This window comes from Salmonella sp. SAL00670 (assembly GCF_046552235.1).
Lineage (GTDB): Bacteria > Pseudomonadota > Gammaproteobacteria > Enterobacterales > Enterobacteriaceae > Salmonella > Salmonella enterica.
This window is the reverse complement of record NZ_JBGDUO010000001.1, coordinates 940926-960876: the sequence shown is the minus strand read 5'-3', so window position 1 is coordinate 960876 and position 19951 is coordinate 940926. Positions and strand designations below refer to the sequence as shown.

At 50.2% G+C, this 19951-nt stretch carries 23 protein-coding genes; 10 read left to right on the top strand and 13 right to left on the bottom strand.

The features are described from left to right. Nucleotides 1-376 precede the first annotated feature (376 nt). The 7 genes from ACLJRS_RS04795 to ACLJRS_RS04765 all read left to right on the top strand — a co-directional run bounded on the left by ACLJRS_RS04795 (nt 377) and on the right by ACLJRS_RS04765 (nt 8288). Nucleotides 377-1024 carry a YchE family NAAT transporter gene (locus ACLJRS_RS04795; protein WP_000615840.1) on the top strand — a complete coding sequence of 216 codons (648 nt, stop codon included), beginning with the start codon at nt 377-379 and terminating at the stop codon, nt 1022-1024. A gap of 763 nt (nt 1025-1787) precedes the next feature. After that, nucleotides 1788-3419, top strand: a complete 1632-nt coding sequence (oppA, locus tag ACLJRS_RS04790; protein ID WP_001521098.1) for an oligopeptide ABC transporter substrate-binding protein OppA — start codon at nt 1788-1790, stop codon at nt 3417-3419. Between the two features lie 121 nt (nt 3420-3540). Next, nucleotides 3541-4461 carry an oligopeptide ABC transporter permease OppB gene (gene oppB / locus ACLJRS_RS04785; protein WP_000911097.1) on the top strand — a complete coding sequence of 307 codons (921 nt, stop codon included), beginning with the start codon at nt 3541-3543 and terminating at the stop codon, nt 4459-4461. A 14-nt stretch (nt 4462-4475) separates the two neighbouring features. Next, on the top strand, nt 4476-5384 hold the full coding sequence (gene oppC / locus ACLJRS_RS04780) for an oligopeptide ABC transporter permease OppC (protein WP_000979653.1): 909 nt from the start codon (nt 4476-4478) through the stop codon (nt 5382-5384). 11 nt (nt 5385-5395) lie between these two features. Continuing rightward, the gene (locus ACLJRS_RS04775; protein WP_000058857.1) at nt 5396-6403 is read left to right on the top strand and encodes an ABC transporter ATP-binding protein; all 1008 of its coding nucleotides are present in this window, start codon (nt 5396-5398) and stop codon (nt 6401-6403) included. Beyond that, nucleotides 6400-7404 (top strand): murein tripeptide/oligopeptide ABC transporter ATP-binding protein OppF, encoded by a 1005-nt coding sequence (gene oppF, locus ACLJRS_RS04770; RefSeq protein WP_000994699.1) that lies wholly within the window; start codon nt 6400-6402, stop codon nt 7402-7404. The genes ACLJRS_RS04775 and oppF overlap by 4 nt, the downstream gene beginning before the upstream one ends. 47 nt (nt 7405-7451) lie before the next feature. After that, complete coding sequence (locus ACLJRS_RS04765; protein WP_000059071.1) at nt 7452-8288, top strand: ion transporter; 837 nt, start codon at nt 7452-7454, stop codon at nt 8286-8288. Nucleotides 8289-8335: 47 nt separating this feature from the next. Here the strand turns inward: ACLJRS_RS04765 and ACLJRS_RS04760 are convergent, their stop codons facing one another. Beyond that, nucleotides 8336-8665: an HI1450 family dsDNA-mimic protein gene (locus tag ACLJRS_RS04760; RefSeq protein ID WP_000425070.1), complete on the bottom strand. Its 330-nt coding sequence runs from the start codon at nt 8663-8665 to the stop codon at nt 8336-8338. A 33-nt stretch (nt 8666-8698) separates the two neighbouring features. After that, on the bottom strand, nt 8699-10159 hold the full coding sequence (gene cls, locus ACLJRS_RS04755) for a cardiolipin synthase (RefSeq protein WP_000206886.1): 1461 nt from the start codon (nt 10157-10159) through the stop codon (nt 8699-8701). A gap of 142 nt (nt 10160-10301) precedes the next feature. Between cls and ACLJRS_RS04750 the strand changes: the two genes are divergently transcribed. Further along, nucleotides 10302-10475, top strand: coding sequence for a YciY family protein (locus ACLJRS_RS04750; protein ID WP_001531561.1), 174 nt, complete (start codon nt 10302-10304; stop codon nt 10473-10475). Between the two features lie 43 nt (nt 10476-10518). Here ACLJRS_RS04750 and ACLJRS_RS04745 read toward each other — a convergent pair whose 3' ends face one another. Next, on the bottom strand, nt 10519-10815 hold the full coding sequence (locus tag ACLJRS_RS04745) for a YciI family protein (RefSeq protein ID WP_000967605.1): 297 nt from the start codon (nt 10813-10815) through the stop codon (nt 10519-10521). 223 nt (nt 10816-11038) lie between these two features. On the opposite strand from ACLJRS_RS04745, the gene tonB reads away from it, so the two are divergent. Then, nucleotides 11039-11761 carry a TonB system transport protein TonB gene (tonB, locus tag ACLJRS_RS04740; RefSeq protein ID WP_001670749.1) on the top strand — a complete coding sequence of 241 codons (723 nt, stop codon included), beginning with the start codon at nt 11039-11041 and terminating at the stop codon, nt 11759-11761. Between the two features lie 59 nt (nt 11762-11820). On the opposite strand, the gene yciA is transcribed toward tonB, so the two are convergent. From yciA to ACLJRS_RS04720, 4 genes are all read right to left on the bottom strand, one after another. After that, nucleotides 11821-12222 carry an acyl-CoA thioester hydrolase YciA gene (gene yciA, locus ACLJRS_RS04735; protein ID WP_000210317.1) on the bottom strand — a complete coding sequence of 134 codons (402 nt, stop codon included), beginning with the start codon at nt 12220-12222 and terminating at the stop codon, nt 11821-11823. 160 nt (nt 12223-12382) lie between these two features. Beyond that, on the bottom strand, nt 12383-12922 hold the full coding sequence (locus tag ACLJRS_RS04730; protein WP_000808682.1) for a septation protein A: 540 nt from the start codon (nt 12920-12922) through the stop codon (nt 12383-12385). 56 nt (nt 12923-12978) lie between these two features. Then, nucleotides 12979-13722, bottom strand: coding sequence for a YciC family protein (locus ACLJRS_RS04725; protein ID WP_000028507.1), 744 nt, complete (start codon nt 13720-13722; stop codon nt 12979-12981). A 25-nt stretch (nt 13723-13747) separates the two neighbouring features. Then, a complete protein-coding gene (locus ACLJRS_RS04720) occupies nt 13748-14152 on the bottom strand; it encodes a YkgJ family cysteine cluster protein (protein WP_000114955.1) in 405 nt (134 codons plus the stop codon). 337 nt (nt 14153-14489) lie between these two features. Here ACLJRS_RS04720 and ompW point away from each other — a divergent pair, with 337 nt between their 5' ends. Continuing rightward, nucleotides 14490-15128 carry an outer membrane protein OmpW gene (gene ompW, locus ACLJRS_RS04715; protein ID WP_000714799.1) on the top strand — a complete coding sequence of 213 codons (639 nt, stop codon included), beginning with the start codon at nt 14490-14492 and terminating at the stop codon, nt 15126-15128. Between the two features lie 81 nt (nt 15129-15209). On the opposite strand, the gene ACLJRS_RS04710 is transcribed toward ompW, so the two are convergent. From ACLJRS_RS04710 to trpB, 6 genes are all read right to left on the bottom strand, one after another. Next, complete coding sequence (locus ACLJRS_RS04710; RefSeq protein ID WP_000488354.1) at nt 15210-16088, bottom strand: manganese catalase family protein; 879 nt, start codon at nt 16086-16088, stop codon at nt 15210-15212. A gap of 19 nt (nt 16089-16107) precedes the next feature. Beyond that, the gene (locus tag ACLJRS_RS04705; RefSeq protein ID WP_001109977.1) at nt 16108-16614 is read right to left on the bottom strand and encodes a ferritin-like domain-containing protein; all 507 of its coding nucleotides are present in this window, start codon (nt 16612-16614) and stop codon (nt 16108-16110) included. Between the two features lie 73 nt (nt 16615-16687). After that, nucleotides 16688-17191: a ferritin-like domain-containing protein gene (locus tag ACLJRS_RS04700; protein WP_001022822.1), complete on the bottom strand. Its 504-nt coding sequence runs from the start codon at nt 17189-17191 to the stop codon at nt 16688-16690. An 89-nt stretch (nt 17192-17280) separates the two neighbouring features. After that, nucleotides 17281-17463: a general stress protein gene (locus ACLJRS_RS04695; protein ID WP_000807657.1), complete on the bottom strand. Its 183-nt coding sequence runs from the start codon at nt 17461-17463 to the stop codon at nt 17281-17283. A gap of 479 nt (nt 17464-17942) precedes the next feature. Next, nucleotides 17943-18749, bottom strand: a complete 807-nt coding sequence (trpA, locus tag ACLJRS_RS04690; RefSeq protein ID WP_000443029.1) for a tryptophan synthase subunit alpha — start codon at nt 18747-18749, stop codon at nt 17943-17945. Next, nucleotides 18749-19942: a tryptophan synthase subunit beta gene (gene trpB / locus ACLJRS_RS04685; protein WP_000209485.1), complete on the bottom strand. Its 1194-nt coding sequence runs from the start codon at nt 19940-19942 to the stop codon at nt 18749-18751. The genes trpA and trpB overlap by 1 nt, the downstream gene beginning before the upstream one ends. Between the last annotated feature and the right edge of the window lie 9 nt (nt 19943-19951).

Below are 19951 nucleotides of genomic sequence, written 5' to 3'. Positions count from 1 at the left end.
GTGGTTACTTAACGTCCGTTTCGCTCTGATTTACTAAAAGAGCTTCTGCGTTAGTATCATTTAACTCTAACGCGTTACGTCCAGGTGGCGTAAGCAAGATTACTCACTTCTGAGTAGCGATTGTGTGATCTAAATCAAGATTACGCAAAGCTGACACCTTTCAGCAGGCCATTTTAGCCTTTTATGTAAATTGTTAAGAAATCGTTGTCATGAAGAGTAAGTGGATTAGCATAACGAGTACATATAAATAACAGCGATGAATGGATGAAATTAGGTGTAGATAAGAGGTGAACTATGCGAATAAAAGGCGTATCTTCTGCGCGTTTTGATCATTAACGAACATTGACTTCATCCGGCTAACGCTTCGGAGCTAACCGTGATTCAACCGCTTTTTGATTTTCCTGTTTACTTTAAGTTCTTTATCGGGCTCTTTGCGCTGGTTAACCCGGTGGGGATTATCCCCGTTTTCATCAGCATGACCAGCTACCAGACGGCCACGGCGCGTAATAAAACTAACCTCACCGCGAATCTGTCGGTTGCGATTATCTTGTGGAGTTCCTTATTCCTCGGCGATGGCATCCTGCAGCTGTTTGGTATTTCTATTGACTCGTTCAGAATTGCGGGCGGTATCCTGGTTGTCACCATTGCAATGTCGATGATCAGCGGGAAGCTGGGGGAAGATAAACAAAACAAGCAAGAAAAGTCAGAGACGGCCATACGCGAGAGCATTGGCGTTGTGCCGTTAGCGCTGCCGTTAATGGCGGGGCCAGGGGCGATTAGCTCCACTATCGTCTGGGGGACGCGTTATCACAGCATCGCGCATTTGCTTGGCTTTTCAGTTGCCATTGCGCTTTTTGCGCTTTGCTGCTGGGGCGTGTTCCGTATGGCACCGTGGCTGGTTCGTTTGCTGGGGCAAACCGGTATCAACGTTATTACCCGAATCATGGGGTTGTTGTTAATGGCGCTCGGCATCGAATTTATTGTCACAGGAATAAAAGGCATTTTCCCCGGCTTGCTCAACTAAACTCCCACCTGCTGATTTACAGGCGGCACCCTAAGGGGCCGCCTTGTGACATTCCCACGTAACACTTCTTACTTTGATAAGCATTCAGCGTTTAAATGATAAAAAATACTAATATAATCTAACGATATTTATTTTTATTAATCAAACTATTATCAACATTACTGAGTCCGTGAGAAGCGGTAGGTCTGTTATTTTATTCACACCATACTCTGGGGCTTGATGAAGGATTATTGAAATGTTATTAGTTGTTTCAGCTCCATCGTAGATGAATGTGCTAAATAATGAGCATTTGTTAAATTTGTGTGTGTTTTCTGGCGCAGGTATATCCTACGATGTGACAGCGAGACGATTTTCTTTCAACTTATTGATTATAAAGAATAAATTAAAGATTTTTAACATTCCTTAACTGTTTTTCTGGGCAGGAAATTTTCCATAAAAGAGAATTGGTTAACAAAATTGTAAAATGAATTGGCGGTTCAGAAACGCATTTGATACTTTTCGGCCAAACATTTTGCAGAAGATTTCACATTATTGATAACTATTTTCATTTAGATGGTTGTCAGAAATAACATGCGACGTGGGCAGGTACGTCGTATACCGAATCGACGAAAGGCGATCGAACGAATCGTCAGAATAAATAAAGTCGGTGATAGCAAAAGCAGTGACAGACCTGGCAGTACACCACCAGTGCTGTACAGGAACCCTGACGGGATTAAACAGGCTGGTAAAAACCAGTAATTATAATGAGTGGAGTACAAACACAATGTCTAACATCACGAAAAAAAGTTTGATTGCAGCGGGAATACTCACTGCGCTCATCGCCGCCAGCGCCGCGACTGCGGCAGACGTGCCCGCCGGCGTTCAGTTAGCCGACAAGCAAACGTTGGTACGTAATAACGGATCAGAAGTGCAGTCTCTCGACCCGCATAAAATTGAAGGCGTGCCGGAATCGAACGTCAGCCGTGACCTCTTCGAAGGCTTATTAATTAGTGATGTCGAGGGGCATCCTTCACCGGGCGTCGCGGAAAAATGGGAAAATAAAGATTTTAAAGTCTGGACATTCCATCTACGTGAAAATGCGAAATGGTCAGATGGTACGCCCGTCACCGCCCATGATTTCGTTTATAGCTGGCAACGCCTGGCCGATCCTAATACGGCATCGCCGTACGCCAGCTATCTGCAATACGGTCATATCGCTAATATCGATGACATTATCGCCGGTAAAAAACCCGCCACCGATCTGGGGGTAAAAGCGCTTGATGATCACACCTTTGAAGTGACCTTAAGTGAGCCGGTGCCTTATTTCTACAAATTGTTGGTCCACCCTTCAGTGTCGCCTGTACCGAAATCGGCGGTCGAAAAATTTGGCGATAAATGGACGCAACCGGCCAATATTGTCACTAACGGCGCTTATAAGTTAAAAAACTGGGTGGTGAACGAACGTATCGTGCTGGAGCGTAACCCGCAATACTGGGATAACGCCAAAACCGTCATCAATCAGGTAACTTATTTGCCTATCTCTTCGGAGGTGACGGATGTGAACCGCTACCGCAGCGGCGAGATCGATATGACTTATAACAATATGCCGATCGAATTATTCCAGAAACTGAAGAAAGAGATCCCGAATGAAGTCCGCGTAGACCCTTATTTGTGTACCTATTATTACGAAATTAATAATCAAAAAGCGCCGTTTAACGATGTCCGCGTGCGTACCGCGCTGAAACTGGCGTTAGATCGCGACATTATTGTTAATAAGGTTAAAAATCAGGGCGATTTACCCGCTTATAGCTATACGCCGCCGTATACCGATGGCGCAAAACTGGTAGAGCCTGAGTGGTTCAAATGGTCCCAGCAAAAGCGTAATGAAGAAGCGAAGAAATTGTTGGCTGAAGCCGGCTTTACGGCGGATAAGCCCTTAACATTCGACCTGCTGTATAACACCTCCGATCTGCATAAAAAACTGGCCATTGCCGTGGCGTCTATCTGGAAGAAAAATCTGGGCGTCAATGTGAATCTGGAGAATCAGGAATGGAAAACCTTCCTGGATACCCGTCATCAGGGCACCTTTGATGTCGCCAGAGCCGGGTGGTGCGCAGATTATAATGAACCGACCTCGTTCCTGAATACCATGTTGTCCGACAGTTCAAATAACACCGCGCATTATAAGAGCCCGGCGTTTGATAAGCTGATTGCCGACACGCTGAAAGTGGCGGACGATACGCAGCGCAGCGAACTCTACGCTAAAGCGGAGCAGCAGTTAGATAAAGACTCGGCTATTGTGCCGGTGTATTACTACGTTAACGCGCGCCTGGTGAAACCCTGGGTGGGCGGGTATACCGGTAAAGACCCGCTGGATAATATTTATGTGAAAAACTTATATATTATCAAACATTAATGGCAAGACATGGGACAACTGCGGTTGTTCCATGGTGTCTTTTTTCATCGCACTATAACTTTCCCTGGCGGATCTTTTGTCACGTCCGGGAAGTAAAGGCACAGGCCAGAAGGTACGGGCAATGTTGAAATTTATTTTACGCCGCTGTCTGGAAGCGATTCCGACGCTGTTTATTCTTATTACCATCTCTTTCTTTATGATGCGCCTCGCGCCGGGGAGTCCTTTTACCGGCGAGCGCGCATTGCCGCCGGAAGTGCTGGCCAATATTGAAGCAAAATATCATCTGAACGATCCCATCATGACGCAGTACTTCAGCTACCTGAAGCAGCTGGCGCATGGCGATTTTGGACCATCGTTTAAATATAAAGATTACACGGTCAACGATCTGGTTGCCGCCAGCTTCCCCGTTTCGGCGAAACTTGGCGCCGCCGCTTTTTTGCTGGCGGTCATTATTGGTGTCAGCGCTGGCGTGATTGCCGCGCTAAAGCAAAATACGCGATGGGATTATACGGTGATGGGATTTGCCATGACCGGCGTCGTTATCCCCAGTTTTGTGGTAGCGCCGCTACTGGTGATGGTCTTTGCAATAACCTTGCAATGGCTGCCTGGCGGCGGCTGGAACGGCGGGGCGTTAAAATTTATGATCCTGCCGATGGTCGCGCTTTCACTGGCCTATATTGCCAGCATCGCTCGTATTACGCGCGGCTCAATGATTGAAGTTCTGCATTCGAACTTTATTCGTACCGCGCGGGCAAAAGGATTACCGATGCGCAGAATCATCTTCCGCCATGCGTTAAAACCTGCGCTGCTGCCGGTTTTATCCTATATGGGGCCAGCCTTTGTCGGCATTATTACCGGCTCAATGGTGATTGAAACGATTTATGGCTTACCGGGCATTGGGCAGCTTTTCGTTAATGGCGCGCTCAACCGCGATTACTCGCTGGTGTTAAGTTTGACCATTTTAGTCGGGGCGCTGACCATATTGTTTAACGCCATTGTCGATGTGCTCTATGCCGTTATCGACCCGAAAATTCGCTATTGATACTGGAGCTCGCGATGATGTTAAGTAAGAAAAACAGCGAGACGCTGGAAAATTTCAGTGAAAAGCTGGAGGTGGAAGGTCGCAGCCTTTGGCAGGATGCCCGCCGGCGCTTTATGCATAACCGTGCGGCGGTGGCCAGTCTTATTGTCCTGTTTCTGATAGCCCTGTTCGTGACAGTGGCGCCTATGCTGTCGCAATTTACCTATTTCGATACCGACTGGGGCATGATGTCCAGCGCGCCGGATATGGCGTCCGGTCACTATTTCGGCACTGACTCTTCCGGGCGCGATCTGTTGGTGCGCGTTGCCATCGGCGGGCGTATCTCATTGATGGTCGGGATTGCCGCCGCGCTGGTGGCGGTCATTGTCGGAACGCTGTATGGCTCGCTGTCCGGCTATCTGGGCGGCAAAATTGATTCTGTGATGATGCGTTTGTTGGAGATCCTCAACTCGTTCCCGTTTATGTTCTTTGTGATTTTGCTGGTGACGTTTTTTGGGCAGAACATTCTGTTGATTTTCGTCGCTATCGGCATGGTCTCCTGGCTTGATATGGCGCGTATCGTGCGTGGCCAAACCCTAAGTCTTAAACGTAAAGAGTTCATCGAAGCCGCGCAGGTGGGAGGTGTGTCGACCGCCAGCATTGTGATCCGCCATATTGTGCCTAACGTCCTGGGCGTAGTGGTAGTGTATGCATCGTTGCTGGTGCCCAGCATGATTCTGTTTGAGTCTTTCCTCAGTTTCCTGGGGCTTGGGACGCAGGAACCGTTAAGCAGTTGGGGAGCGTTGTTGAGCGATGGCGCAAATTCAATGGAAGTCTCACCGTGGCTGCTGCTGTTTCCGGCTGGCTTTCTCGTGGTGACGTTATTCTGTTTTAACTTTATTGGCGATGGCCTGCGTGATGCCCTCGACCCGAAAGATCGTTAAGGAGTACAGCCATGAGCTTATCAGAAACCGCAACTCAGGCACCGCAACCGGCGAATGTACTGCTGGAGGTAAACGATCTTCGTGTTACGTTCGCTACGCCAGATGGCGATGTGACGGCGGTCAACGATCTGAACTTTACGCTTCGCGCTGGAGAAACGTTAGGTATTGTTGGCGAGTCTGGATCGGGGAAATCGCAAACGGCGTTCGCATTAATGGGACTGCTGGCGACGAATGGTCGAATCGGCGGTTCTGCGACCTTCAACGGACGTGAAATTCTTAATCTACCTGAGCGCGAACTGAATACGCTGCGCGCAGAACAGATTTCGATGATTTTTCAGGATCCGATGACCTCGCTAAATCCTTATATGCGCGTTGGGGAGCAGTTAATGGAAGTCCTGATGCTGCATAAAGGGATGAGCAAAGCGGAAGCTTTTGAAGAGTCCGTCAGAATGCTGGATGCCGTAAAAATGCCGGAAGCGCGCAAACGGATGAAAATGTACCCGCACGAATTTTCCGGCGGAATGCGTCAACGTGTGATGATTGCGATGGCGCTGTTGTGCAGGCCGAAACTGCTTATTGCCGATGAGCCTACCACCGCGCTTGATGTTACCGTGCAGGCGCAGATTATGACCTTGCTTAATGAGCTAAAGCGCGAATTTAATACCGCCATTATCATGATTACCCACGATCTGGGCGTGGTCGCGGGTATTTGCGATAAGGTCCTGGTAATGTATGCCGGGCGTACCATGGAATACGGTAAGGCGCGCGATGTCTTTTATCAGCCCGTTCATCCGTATTCGATAGGCTTGCTTAATGCGGTGCCGCGTCTGGATAGCGAGGGGGCGGAAATGTTGACGATTCCGGGCAATCCTCCCAATTTATTGCGTTTGCCTAAAGGTTGTCCGTTCCAGCCGCGTTGTCCTCATGCGATGGAGATCTGCAATAATGCGCCGCCACTTGAAGCGTTCAGTCCTGGTCGCTTGCGCGCCTGTTTTAAACCGGTGGAGGAACTGCTATGAATGCTGTGATTGAACAACGTAAAGTTCTCCTCGAAATCGCCGATCTGAAAGTACATTTTGATATCAAAGAAGGGAAGCAGTGGTTCTGGCAACCGCCGAAAACCCTGAAAGCGGTGGACGGCGTTACGCTACGCCTGTATGAAGGCGAAACGCTTGGCGTGGTGGGTGAATCCGGCTGCGGCAAGTCGACGTTTGCGCGCGCCATTATTGGTCTGGTGAAGGCGACAGACGGTAAAGTCGCCTGGCTGGGAAAAGATCTGTTGGGCATGAAAGCGGATGAGTGGCGCGAAGTGCGCAGCGATATCCAGATGATTTTCCAGGACCCGCTGGCGTCACTCAACCCGCGAATGACGATTGGCGAAATTATCGCTGAACCGCTGCGCACTTATCATCCTAAACTTTCGCGCCAGGACGTGCGTGACCGCGTGAAAGCCATGATGCTGAAAGTGGGGCTGCTGCCGAATCTCATCAACCGTTATCCCCATGAGTTTTCCGGGGGGCAGTGCCAGCGCATCGGTATCGCCCGGGCGTTGATCCTGGAACCTAAGCTTATTATTTGCGATGAGCCGGTGTCGGCGCTGGACGTTTCTATTCAGGCGCAGGTGGTGAATTTGCTCCAGCAGTTACAGCGAGAGATGGGGCTGTCGTTGATTTTTATTGCGCACGATCTGGCGGTCGTAAAGCACATATCCGATCGTGTCCTGGTGATGTATCTCGGTCATGCGGTAGAATTGGGCACCTATGATGAGGTGTACCATAATCCACTGCATCCTTATACCAAAGCGCTGATGTCGGCGGTACCGATTCCCGATCCCGATCTGGAGCGAAATAAGCAGATACAATTGCTGGAGGGCGAATTACCTTCACCCATTAACCCGCCTTCCGGCTGCGTGTTCCGTACACGCTGTCCGCTAGCCGGGCCAGAATGCGCGCAAACGCGACCAGTGCTGGAAGGGAGTTTTCGCCATGCCGTTTCCTGCCTTAAAGTAGACCCGTTATAATCGCAAGGGCTGACAATTCGTCAGCCCTTCTTTTAGGTGAGGTTACCGTGTCACTTTCTTTGTCGTCGGTTCGCCGTCGTCTTTATCATAATCTGTTCGATTTGACTACGCGCTCAGGTCGCCGTTTTGAAGGGTTATGCGCGCTGTTTGCGCTGCTTAGCGTACTGGTCATTTTTGTTGAATCAGGCGTAGGAACGGAATATCACCTGACATTTGATGAATGGCATATTTTTGTCTGGCTGGAGCTGTGCGTTACCCTGATATTTACCGGTGAATACTTGCTCAGACTGTTTAGTTGGCCCGCCCCGGCAAAATACGTTTTTAGTTTCTGGGGATTTATTGATCTGGTGACGATTTTGCCGCTGTACGTCATGTGGCTGTGGCCGGAAATTAGCCTGAACTATATGTTTGCCTGGCGCGCTATGCGAGCGATTCGCGTGCTGCGTATTCTTAAACTGCTACGCTTTATGCCATCCCTGCGCGTATTCTGGAGCGCCATTATTAGCGCGCGTCATCAGCTTATTCTGTTCTATTCATTTATTGCGATCGTGATGATTATTTTCGGTGCCCTGATGTATCTTATTGAAGGACCGAAATATGGCTTCACGACGCTTAATGCCTCGGTGTATTGGGCGATAGTGACAGTCACAACCGTGGGGTACGGTGATATTACGCCGCATACGCCGCTGGGACGTATTGTCGCGTCGGTGCTTATTTTGATTGGTTATTCGGTGATTGCGATTCCTACAGGACTGATTACCACGCACATGAGCAGCGCGTTTCAAAAACGTCACTGGCAGCGAAAATGTCCGCAGTGCCAGCAAAGCCAGCATGAACATAGCGCGCAATATTGTAATCGATGCGGCAGTAAGCTACCGGATTAAACAGGCTTGCCGGAGGGCGCAATCAAACGCCATCCGGCCTGAACCGCTTATTCGCGCCAGAGAATATGGCACAGCTTGTGGTCCTTTTCCCGGCACAGCAGAACGCGGGCGAAAATGTCGTTAATTTCGCCGTCTTCGGTATCCGCCAGGCCAATTACCACCTCGGCAAAAAAGTCTGGATTCAGGTCAAAATCGACGTGCTCTTGCCAGTCTTCAGCGGGATCAAACAACTCCGCGCCGCCGCGCTCCTCGAATTGCAAATTGAACAGAATGATATCAGCCGGATCAAGATTATCCGCCGCCAGCTCAAGAAAAATATCGTAAGCCTGCTCAAGCGTTTCGTCTTCAGTCAGGCGATTGTTCAGATCCATTTCCATAGTGACTACCTGTTTACTCATGTTGGTCACGTTTTACAGCAATGGACTAAAGAAGTAAAACAATCGCTCGGTAATACGCTGCCATAACGGACGTTTTACCCACAAACGCGCATCTAACAGGCGGGAGCGCGAAATATAATCGTCCTGTACCGCAGCCAGATCGGCGCCGAAACCCGTATCATCAATGACCAGCGTAATCTCGAAATTAAGCCACAGGCTACGCATGTCGAGATTCACGGTACCGACCAGGCTCAGTTCGCCATCGACCAGCACGCTTTTGGTATGTAACAGCCCGCCTTCGAACTGATAGATTTTCACGCCCGCCGCCAGTAACTCGCTAAAAAAGGCGCGACTGGCCCAGCCGACGAGCAGTGAATCATTTTTACGGGGCAGGATAATACTGACATCCACGCCGCGCTGCGCAGCGGTACAAATAGCGTGCAGCAGATCGTCGCTGGGGACGAAATATGGCGTGGTCATAATTAAATATTCGCGCGCAGCATAGGTGGCGGTTAATAGTGCCTGGTGAATGAGATCTTCCGGAAAACCAGGGCCGGAAGCAATGGTATGAATGGTATGCCCGCTGGCCTGCTCAAACGGCATAATATTCACATCCGGCGGGGGAGGCAGAATGCGTTTACCCGTCTCGATTTCCCAATCGCAGGAGTAAACAATCCCCATTGCTGTCGCCACGGGGCCCTCCATCCGCGCCATCAAATCGACCCATTGCCCAACGCCGGCATCCTGTTTGAAAAAACGCGGGTCCACCATATTCATACTGCCGGTATAGGCGATGTAATTGTCAATCATCACCATTTTACGGTGCTGGCGAAGATCCATACGGCGTAAAAAGACGCGCATCAGATTCACCTTCAGCGCTTCTACGACTTCAATGCCAGCGTTACGCATCATGGCCGCCCAGGGGCTGCGGAAGAAAGCGACGCTACCCGCGGAGTCCAGCATAAGCCGGCAGTGGATGCCGCGGCGGGCGGCGGCCATTAACGATTCAGCGACCTGATCCGCCATGCCGCCTGGCTGCCAGATGTAAAACACCATTTCGATATTATGCCGCGCCAGTTGGATATCGCGAATAAGCGCCTGCATGACATCATCGGAGTCGGTAAGCAATTGCAACTGGTTGCCTTTGACGCCCGCAATCCCCTGACGTCGTTCGCACAGCTTAAACAAGGACGATGCGACGCTACTGTTTTCTTGCGCGAAAATGTGTTTGCAGGCTTTGAGATCATTCAACCATTTGGCGGTAGACGGCCACATGGCGCGGGCACGCTCGGCGCGACGTTTGCCTAAATGCAATTCGCCCACGGACAAATAGGCGATGATCCCGACCAGCGGAAGGATATAGATGATTAACAACCAGGCCATTGCGGAGGGAACTGCGCGCCGTTTCATTAGAATACGTAATGTGACGCCGGCAATGAGAACCCAGTATCCCAAAATGACCAGCCAACTCACCACGGTGTAGAAGGTTGTCATAACTTTAAAAATCCTTTAGAAAGCGTGTTGTTAAGAGTTTACGCGTCAGGATTCACATGGCAAATAAAAACACGGGAAAAGCGCTGGTCTGCATCCGGCGAGGGGGTATAATGGCGCTTCTGTTACAGTGAGAGTCGTAAACATGAAGCGTAGTAGAACGGAAGTGGGGCGCTGGCGAATGCTACGTCAGGCGAGCCGCCGTAAAGCGCGTTGGCTTGAAGGGCAATCACGCCGTAATATGCGTATCCATACCATCAGGAAATGCATCTTTAATCGTCAGCGTAATTCATTACTCTTTGCGATTCACGGTGTGTGAGCCAGAAAGGGCACCGTATGCGGTGCCCAACAGGCCATCCTTTTCAAAAGATCTTCTTATACGGTTTGACCGAAACCTGTGCATAGACGCCCGCTGCGACGTAGGGATCCGCATCAGCCCAGGATTGCGCTGCTTCTAAAGATTCAAATTCAGCAATGACCGTTGACCCGGTAAATCCGGCTACCCCAGGATCGTTACTGTCCACTGCGGGCATCGGCCCGGCAGTTAATAATCGCCCTTCATCATGCAGAAGTTGCAGGCGCGCCAGATGCGCGGGCCGTACCGAGAGGCGTTTTTCAAGCGAGTTGGCATTGTCCTGAGCGTAAATAACATACAGCACGGGTAGAGCTCCTTAATCGGTAAAAGTTGCTGATTACGTTATTGGAAAGGGCATTTAACTGCAATGTAAAGATACCGACTTTGTTAAACATGCACATTTTGTGTGGTGTTTTTGCGCGATATCATCTTTTAAATGCCGCTATCGGCAATGCCTTATTGAATATGATTGCTATTTGCATTTAAAATTCAGCTCTGGTTTTTCAACTGAAACGATTATGACTTCAATGACCCTTGATTTACCTCGTCGCTTTCCCTGGCCGACACTCCTTTCCGTAGGCATTCATGGTGCTGTAGTGGCAGGTTTGCTCTATACCTCGGTACATCAGGTTATTGAATTGCCTGCGCCAGCGCAGCCTATCACGGTGACAATGGTTTCACCCGCTGACCTGGAACCGCCCCAGGCGGTTCAGCCGCCGCCGGAGCCAGTGGTTGAACCCGAACCGGAGCCAGAGCCGATCCCTGAACCGCCTAAAGAAGCGCCCGTGGTGATTGAGAAACCCAAACCTAAGCCAAAACCCAAGCCGAAACCGAAACCGGTGAAAAAGGTTGAAGAGCAGCCGAAGCGCGAAGTCAAACCAGCTGCGCCTCGTCCTGCCTCACCGTTTGAAAATAGCGCCCCGGCGCGGCCAACAAGCAGCACCGCCTCGGCGACCAGCAAGCCGGCGGTGAGCGTACCCACTGGACCTCGCGCTCTGAGCCGTAACCAGCCGCAATATCCGGCGCGAGCACAGGCATTACGTATTGAAGGCCGCGTAAAGGTGAAGTTTGACGTGACCGCTGCTGGGCGAGTGGAAAATGTACAGATTCTATCCGCGCAGCCAGCCAATATGTTTGAGCGTGAAGTTAAGAATGCGATGCGAAAATGGCGCTATGAAGCAGGCAAGCCGGGTTCCGGGCTGGTGGTCAATATTATCTTCCGTCTGAACGGTACGGCGCAGATTGAGTAATCTCTGGCGCCGCCAGCCAGGAATATACCATCACCTGCTGGCGGCGTAAGTGGGTATACTTAACCCTGAACCGGGAGCGGGCGAGGTTTACCGTCCGGATCGACGGCAACATAAATAAACAGCGCCTCGGTGGCCTTGTAGCGCTGTCCAATCGGTTCTGACGCGACTTTTTTCACCCAGACTTCAATATTGATGCTAATAGACGTCGTACCGCGTTTAACGCAGCGCGCGTAGCAGCATACGACATCGCCAACCGCGACGGGGCGCAGAAATGTCATTCCTTCCACGCGTACGGTTACAACCCGACCGTGCGCGATCTCTTTGGCCAGTATCGCGCCGCCAATATCCATTTGCGACATCAGCCAGCCGCCAAAAATATCGCCGTTCGCATTGGTATCGGCAGGCATGGCCAATGTACGTAAAACCAGCTCGCCCTGAGGAGTATTATCCATTGTTGTCATTGTAAAACCGACTATCAGAAAAAATTACAGCCGCGATGCTACTATGAATTTTGTGTGGAGAATAGTGGGAATAAAGGTACTGACGGGAAAGCGCAGGGCGTAAAGGCGAAGAAAATATCGCCAGGCGTTCGCAGTCTGGCGATGATAAGTCACGGGAGGGTTATGATTTATCTTCCTGTGGCAGATGCCGGTAGATATAGACGCCGCTCAGCAGGGTAAAAATGAGCGTCAGCGCCGTGAGTCCAAAGACCTTAAAGTTGACCCAGATATTTTGCGGCAACCAGAAGGCGATATAAATGTTAGCCAGACCGCACGCAATAAAAAACAGCGCCCACGCCAGGTTCAGCTTTGACCAGACCTGCTGCGGCAACGCCAGTTCTTTACCTAACATACGTTGGATTAACGGTTTTTTCATCACCCACTGGCTTATTAACAGCGCGCCGGCGAACAGCGCATAAATAACCGTCACCTTCCATTTAATAAATTCATCGTTATGGAAGAAGAGCGTCAGACCGCCGAAGACGGCAACCAGAACAAAGGTAATCAGCGCCATCTTCTCTATTTTCCGATAGCGCACCCAGCTATAAATCAGCACGATTGCCGTCGCGACAATCAGTGCGGAGGTCGCCGCATAGATGTCATAAAGTTTATAAAACGCAAAAAAGACAACCAGCGGTAAAAAATCCAGAAACTGCTTCATTCTTCGATTCCATCATCAACGAGCGTCGAATGCGCCGCGTAACGGCGCATTGCGGATTATTGGCGAATCAACATATACAGGCGGAATAAGTAGATAAGCAATACTGCGGAAATCAGATTGCTCAACGTATTCGCCAGTACAGCGCCTACATTTGGGGTCAGTACAGCGAAGCTGGGCGCGAACAGCAATAGCAATGTTTTAGCCAGTAACCAGCCTATCACCGCGGGCGCGACCAGTCTCATGTTAGCCCAGGCTAAACGCATACTGCTGCGCATTGCGGCAAACACGCCCATTTTCTCTTCAACCAACATCACTGGCGCAAGCGCCAGCACAATGGCCATAATAATCCCCGGAACGACAATCAGCATTATACCGATTTGCACTAACAGGGTAGTCAGAAAAATAAGAATAAACAGTTTAGGCAATGCAGGAGCGCTGGCGCCGATAGCGCGCAGCGCGCTAACCCGATGTCCCGCTGAAACTAACTGAATCATCAGGATGATACCGCCGGCCAGAATAGCGTTGCCGATAAGCCCGGAAAACGTCGAGGCGGCAGAGGCGCGCAACAGGATCTGCTGCTGCTCCGGCGTCATATTTTGTACCAGCTCAAACAGGCCAGCGCTGCCTGCCAGATGTTCTCCTTCACTGAGTTGCGCGATTTGCGCATCGCTGGGTGAAAAGGCATGACCTAAGACCACCGTGATAAATGCGCACAGCAACGAAACCAGCAAGATAGTAATAAATTGATTTCGGAAAAAATTTCCGGCGTCACGGTAAACGGACTTCGCCGTGATAGACATGCACTCTCCTTGAGTTTTGCAGGTGTTAATTTGCGGGCAATTGTACCCTGGATAACTCTACAGTGGCAGCATCAGCAGTTGTATGGAAAAGCATATCTTTGTAAAGCGGCGGTAATCCGTATCGCGCGCGGGCGCGATTGCACGCCTCATTCACTTCGCCTCCTTCGCCCGATATCGAAAATTCGCGACAGGTTGAAGGGCGGTTTTCATAAATAGCGCAACTGACGTTTTCACCCGGCGTGCCAATTAGCGCTTTACAGTGCGGCTGTTTTTGGTTGGTGCCGGCCATACAACGTAAAAAAGGGGTAACAGGCTCGGTTAATGACGCCGGAACGCGTCCGCTGGCGTCGTCGCCTTCCGCCCAATAAAAGGAGACACGAAAATAGGCACAACAGGCACCGCATGTCATGCATGGGTTAAGAACGCTCATGATTCACCTGCAAAAAACTCACGTATCAATAGATTACAACGGAAATTAATCTGTCCCGCAGTGTTCGCGAATCTTAACGCCACGCGCCATTGCGGGACATTGATTACCTTAGCCAGCCTTTATCGCCAGGGCAACAGGAGCAGACAAATATTTGCATAGCGTGAATATGTCAAAATTGATCTGAACTCCTATAACCAGGATTTTCAATACAAGTTCTAAATTAATCTGGATCAATAAATGTTAAATTATAAGAACAAATGTGATCTGTGTTAGATCACTTATTACTTCATTGTGGGTATATTCATCACGCTTTTATAACCATAACGATGGAGCGGGTATGAAAAAATTTACAGTGGCGGCACTGGCGTTAACAACTCTTCTCTCAGGCAGCGCTTTCGCGCACGAAGCCGGAGAATTCTTTATGCGTGCAGGTCCGGCAACCGTCAGACCTACAGAAGGGGCGGGTGGTACGCTGGGGCATTTAAACGGGTTTGATGTGAGTAATAACACGCAACTCGGCCTGACATTCACTTACATGGCGACGGACAATATCGGGGTTGAATTGCTGGCGGCCACGCCGTTCCGCCATAAGGTGGGTACGGGCGCGACGGGAGATATCGCCACGGTCCACCTGTTACCGCCAACGTTAATGGCGCAGTGGTATTTCGGCGATTCCAGCAGCAAAGTGCGTCCTTATGTCGGCGTGGGGGTGAACTACACCACCTTCTTCGATAACGACTTTAACGATAATGGTAAAAATGCCGGGCTGTCCGATCTGAGCTTTAAGGATTCCTGGGGCGCGGCAGGGCAAGTTGGGGTAGATTACCTGATTAACCGCGACTGGTTAATTGGCGCCTCTGTCTGGTACATGGATATTGATACTACCGCCAATTATAAAATGGGCGGCGTTCAGCATCATGACAGCGTGCGTCTGGACCCATGGGTATTTATGTTCTCGGCAGGCTATCGTTTCTAATCGCGTGATGTTGTGACGAAAAAAGACCCCGCCAGGCGGGGTCAAAAAAGGACATGACACACGGATTTTACTTGTCGGAACTCACTTGTCTTCTTTCGGTTCGCCGCAGCCTAGTTCTGCGCCAGTGAGAGGATCAACGGTGGGGTCCGATTTCGTTCTTTCTGCCATCGCTTTGAGCAGCGCCATCTGCTCGCGCGGCAATTTCACTGTCGCCAGGCCATCGCCGCCATCAACAGCAGGCATCGGTTCTGCGACATAGTTGAAGTTCTCATCGCTATTCCAGCTACCTCGCGGATCGTCGCCTTGCGACATGTTGTAGTACACGTCGGTATACTGTTCTACCGGCGGTAATTTACCCGGCGGGAAGTTGTTACGAATCGAATACAGCGCCTTTTCAAAAGAGAGCTGGTGCGCGACTTCACGGGTCATTAAGAAACTGAGCGTGTCTTTTACGCCGGGATCGTCGGTCAGATTAATCAGGCGTTCATAAATGATCTTCGCTCGCGCCTCTGCCGCGATGTTTGAGCGTAGATCGGCTGTGACTTCGCCGATAGTATCAATATAAGCCGCGGTCCATGGTACGCCGCCGGAGTTCGTCAACGCCGGGCCGCCGCCATACAGCAGAGAGGTGATATGGCTGTCATTACCATTCTGCGTCAGCGAGCGATAAAGTTCCGCTTCGCTTTCGGTGCCTTCCGCCAGCTCGCCTTTAGCGCCTTTATTAAGCATTCCTACCAGTGAGCCGATAATTTCCAGATGACTCAGCTCCTCGGTGGCGATGTCCATTAACATCTCTCTACGACCGGCATCATCATCGCTTAAACCTTGCGTGAAGTAGCGGCAGGCGGCCGCCAGTTCGCCCTGCGGGCCGCCAAACTGTTCCAGCAGCAGGTTCGCTAATCCAGGATTAGGTTCGCTCACTCGCACAGTATATTGAAGTTGTTTTACGTGTCGAAACATATTGCCTCCTGCTTATTATTTATTTTTTGGCTTCAACGCCATCTGCTTCAGATCGCAGTAAAAATTGTTCCGTTGTCTGCGGAATATGTTTGATCAGCCAGTCAGCCATTTGCATTTCTTCTTTCAGAATGGCTTCAATCGTCGGAATTGAGGCAGTGTCGCCAGCTTTTTTTGCCGCCGCCAGCAGGGAGGTATAACAAGCAATTTCGAACTGCTCGAAAACATAACCGCTAATTGAACCTTTGACAATTTCATCGGAAGGGAACATGCCACCGATAGATTGCCCCATTGCTGCCATTTTACTCATGGAGTCTTTCAACACCGAACGGGAAATGCCATTACGGTCCAACACTTCTTCGAGCATGGTAATTTGATGTTTGGTTTCACTAATATGTTGTTCAATTCTGGCTTTTATATCAGGATAATTTTCAATACGGCTGGCCATAGATTCAAGCATCGATTCTGCCTGTTTTTCCATGGCATGGGCGTCACGAAGCCAGTCATGATAATGTTCAGTATAATTCATTTTACATTCCTCAATGCGTGATAATCTGCTCCGATAATAAAATCGGAATCATGCAAGCTGATAATTAAAAATATTATTTCGATTTGCGTTCAGCACTTTTATTAACATTGCTGACTGCTAAATCGGTAAGTTTTAAATCAGTTTGTTTTTCCTCGTCGAGGGTTTCTTTGAGCAGTTTTAATGCTTTGCTATAGCCGAGCTGCTCGGCCAGGGTGGCTAGCGTGCCGTAGCTGGCGATTTCGTAATGCTCGACTTTTTGCGCCGCGGCGATAAGCGCTGCATCGCGTACTTCGTTTTTCTCCGTACTTTCGATGACTTCATTGGCTTCTTCAATCAGCCCTTCCATAGCGACGCATTTCATTCTTTTCAGTTTAATGCCAGATTCAGATTCGACGATCTGATCAATACGTTCAATCTGACCCTGGGTTTCTTCAAGATGAGATTGAAAGGCCTGGCTTAATTTTTCATTGGACGTGGCTCTGGCAAGTTTAGGAAGAGCCTTGGTTAATTGTTTTTCTGCACTATAGGTATCTGAAAGTAGATGGATAAAAAGGTCTTCAACGGTTTTGATATTCATAAATCTAATTCTCCTGGGCAAAATACTGCGAGCCAGAAGACTCGCAGATTGCTTGATAAAAGCATGTGTTATATTTACATTACAGTAAATCAGGAATTATCGGATTTACGTCCGCCGTGACTATTCTGACCACCTTTTTTACCGGCTTCAGAAGCTCGTTGCGGATCGTTTTTGAAATTCCCGCCGCTATGCTGACCGCCTTTGCGGCCCGCTTCAGATGCTTTTTCACGATTCTCGGCGAAATTTCCTGAACCACCACGATGTTCGGCCATATTATTTCTCCTGTCTCGTTGCTTGCTGAAAAAATCGGTTTTAATCGTGTCGACACCCTATTAAAATTAGTTGGTTAAACCGATTAGTCAAATTGACGGAAATAGTTGTGATTTACCGCGTAAATAACGCACAAAAAATGGTTTAGAGATAATATATTCTATATTTTCTTTTAGAATAAGCGATTTAACAGAAAATGCTTTGCATTGTTATTAATAACAAGAGTCACTATCTGCGGCCCTGGAAACGTTAATGCATTGTTTGTTGACATTTCTTTACATAAAGGCGGGGGAAATTGACGTGAAAACGCTAAATTTTTCGGCGTGATTAGGAGTTTTCTTAGCAAAAATTGACTTCAGACTTTTTGAAAGCTGGACGGGGAATAACACCAAAAAGATTGATGATGTACGCCTGAATCGTGATTCTGGTTTGGCGCCAACCTCTCATTAAGCCGCCAGCGTTATGCTGACGGCTTAACCCGTTATGCGCGGCTGGCGGCTTTCATCGCTGAGACAAAGGACCTGAGCTCCGCCAACATCTGTTCGGGAGACGCGAGGTTTTTCTCGATAATCTTGACAATGGCTGAGCCGGAGATAGCGCCAGCCGCCCCGGCACGCACGGCCGCAGACACCTGTTCCGGCGAGGAGATACCGAAGCCCTGTAACGCAGGCGCGGCGTGGTACTCTTTAAGCTTCTCAATGAGATGATGCAACGGCAATGCGCCACGGTTTTCCGCGCCGGTGACGCCCGAACGCGAAAGCAGGTAGGTATAACCGCGGCCGTAAGATGCGACCTGGCGCAGAAGATCGTCATCCGCATTTGGCGGGCAGATGAAGATCGGCGCGATATTATGCCGTAACGCTGCCTGGCGGAAGGGGGCCGATTCTTCAACCGGGACATCTGCGACCAGCACGGAATCTACGCCAACCTGTTCACAACGGGCATAGAACGCATCTATGCCGTTATTGAACACCAGATTCGCGTACATTAGCAGGCCAATCGGAATGGTCGGGTGTTTTTCACGAATCAGCGCCAGCATTTCAAAACACTGAGCCGGCGTGACGCCAGCGGCGAAGGCGCGTAAGTTCGCATTCTGGATGGTAGGGCCATCGGCCAGAGGATCGGAGAAGGGAACCCCCAGCTCCAGAGCGTCGGCGCCAGCGTCAATCAGTGTGTCAATAATTTTCAGTGACTGTTCAATGCCAGGGTCGCCCAAGGTCACGAAGGGGACAAAAGCGCCTTCCCGGCGATCGTTGAGTTGGGCAAATAAATTTTCGTAGCGTTCCATCAGATTTCCCCTCGCGCTTTCAGGATATCGTGTACGGTAAAGATGTCTTTATCTCCGCGGCCAGAGAGATTGACCACCAGCAGTTGCTCTTTTTCCGGCTGCTCGCGCATCATTTTCAGAGCGTGCGCCAACGCGTGGGAGGATTCCAGCGCCGGGATAATTCCCTCATGGCGGCACAACGTTTTGAAGGCTTCCAGCGCCTCATCATCGGTAATGGAGACATAATCCGCGCGTCCGATGCTGTTCAGGTACGCATGTTGCGGCCCAACGGATGGGAAATCGAGCCCGGCGGAAATGGAATATGACTCTTCAATTTGCCCGTCCGCTGTTTGCATCATCGGCGCTTTCATCCCGAAATAGATGCCAACGCGACCATGTTTAAGCGGCGCGCCATGCTCGCCGGTTTCAATACCGTGACCGCCAGGTTCAACGCCTATTAGCCCGACGCTGGTATCATTAATAAAATCCGCAAACATCCCGATAGCGTTTGAGCCGCCGCCGACGCAAGCGATAACGGCATCTGGCAGACGGCCCTCTTTGTCGAGGATTTGCGCTTTCGTCTCTTCGCCAATCATGCGTTGGAACTCGCGAACGATGGTGGGATAGGGATGCGGTCCTGCCGCCGTGCCGAGCATATAGTGCGCGGTTTCGTAACTACCGGACCAGTCGCGCAGCGCCTCGTTACAGGCATCTTTTAGCGTAGCGGAGCCGCTATGAACCGGGATAACCTCAGCGCCCATCAGACGCATACGGAAGACGTTCGGCGACTGGCGCTCAACGTCTTTGGCACCCATATAGATACGGCATTTCAGACCCAGCAGGGCGCTGGCGAGCGCAGAGGCGACGCCGTGCTGACCGGCGCCGGTTTCAGCGATAATCTCGCTTTTACCCATCCGTTTGGCCAGCAGCGCCTGACCCAGTACCTGATTGGTTTTGTGTGCGCCGCCGTGCAGTAAATCTTCGCGCTTTAAATACAACGTGGTACGCGTACCGGCGGTAATGTTCTGGCATTTCGTCAGCGCGGTGGGGCGTCCCGCGTAGTTTTTTAGCAGATCGGCGAATTGCGCCTGAAATTCAGGATCTTTTTGCGCGCTGACGAAGGCCTCTTCAAGCTGGTTCAGCGCAGGCATCAGGATCTGCGGCACATACATGCCGCCGAATTCACCAAAGTAGGGGTTGAGAAGTGTTGTCATGTTTTTTCC

Bases quoted from the DNA above. Each gene is read 5' to 3' on its own strand.
- ACLJRS_RS04750 (WP_001531561.1), top strand. From the start codon at position 10,302: ATGAAGCGTAGTAGAACGGAAGTGGGGCGCTGGCGAATGCTACGTCAG.
- tonB (WP_001670749.1), top strand. From the start codon at position 11,039: ATGACCCTTGATTTACCTCGTCGCTTTCCCTGGCCGACACTCCTTTCC.
- trpB (WP_000209485.1), bottom strand. From the start codon at position 19,942: ATGACAACACTTCTCAACCCCTACTTTGGTGAATTCGGCGGCATGTAT.
- trpA (WP_000443029.1), bottom strand. From the start codon at position 18,749: ATGGAACGCTACGAAAATTTATTTGCCCAACTCAACGATCGCCGGGAA.
- ACLJRS_RS04710 (WP_000488354.1), bottom strand. From the start codon at position 16,088: ATGTTTCGACACGTAAAACAACTTCAATATACTGTGCGAGTGAGCGAA.
- yciA (WP_000210317.1), bottom strand. From the start codon at position 12,222: ATGACAACAATGGATAATACTCCTCAGGGCGAGCTGGTTTTACGTACA.
- ACLJRS_RS04695 (WP_000807657.1), bottom strand. From the start codon at position 17,463: ATGGCCGAACATCGTGGTGGTTCAGGAAATTTCGCCGAGAATCGTGAA.
- ompW (WP_000714799.1), top strand. From the start codon at position 14,490: ATGAAAAAATTTACAGTGGCGGCACTGGCGTTAACAACTCTTCTCTCA.
- ACLJRS_RS04760 (WP_000425070.1), bottom strand. From the start codon at position 8,665: ATGGAAATGGATCTGAACAATCGCCTGACTGAAGACGAAACGCTTGAG.
- ACLJRS_RS04775 (WP_000058857.1), top strand. From the start codon at position 5,396: ATGAGCTTATCAGAAACCGCAACTCAGGCACCGCAACCGGCGAATGTA.
- oppA (WP_001521098.1), top strand. From the start codon at position 1,788: ATGTCTAACATCACGAAAAAAAGTTTGATTGCAGCGGGAATACTCACT.
- ACLJRS_RS04720 (WP_000114955.1), bottom strand. From the start codon at position 14,152: ATGAGCGTTCTTAACCCATGCATGACATGCGGTGCCTGTTGTGCCTAT.
- ACLJRS_RS04705 (WP_001109977.1), bottom strand. From the start codon at position 16,614: ATGAATTATACTGAACATTATCATGACTGGCTTCGTGACGCCCATGCC.
- oppC (WP_000979653.1), top strand. From the start codon at position 4,476: ATGATGTTAAGTAAGAAAAACAGCGAGACGCTGGAAAATTTCAGTGAA.
- ACLJRS_RS04700 (WP_001022822.1), bottom strand. From the start codon at position 17,191: ATGAATATCAAAACCGTTGAAGACCTTTTTATCCATCTACTTTCAGAT.
- oppB (WP_000911097.1), top strand. From the start codon at position 3,541: ATGTTGAAATTTATTTTACGCCGCTGTCTGGAAGCGATTCCGACGCTG.
- cls (WP_000206886.1), bottom strand. From the start codon at position 10,159: ATGACAACCTTCTACACCGTGGTGAGTTGGCTGGTCATTTTGGGATAC.
- oppF (WP_000994699.1), top strand. From the start codon at position 6,400: ATGAATGCTGTGATTGAACAACGTAAAGTTCTCCTCGAAATCGCCGAT.
- ACLJRS_RS04730 (WP_000808682.1), bottom strand. From the start codon at position 12,922: ATGAAGCAGTTTCTGGATTTTTTACCGCTGGTTGTCTTTTTTGCGTTT.
- ACLJRS_RS04725 (WP_000028507.1), bottom strand. From the start codon at position 13,722: ATGTCTATCACGGCGAAGTCCGTTTACCGTGACGCCGGAAATTTTTTC.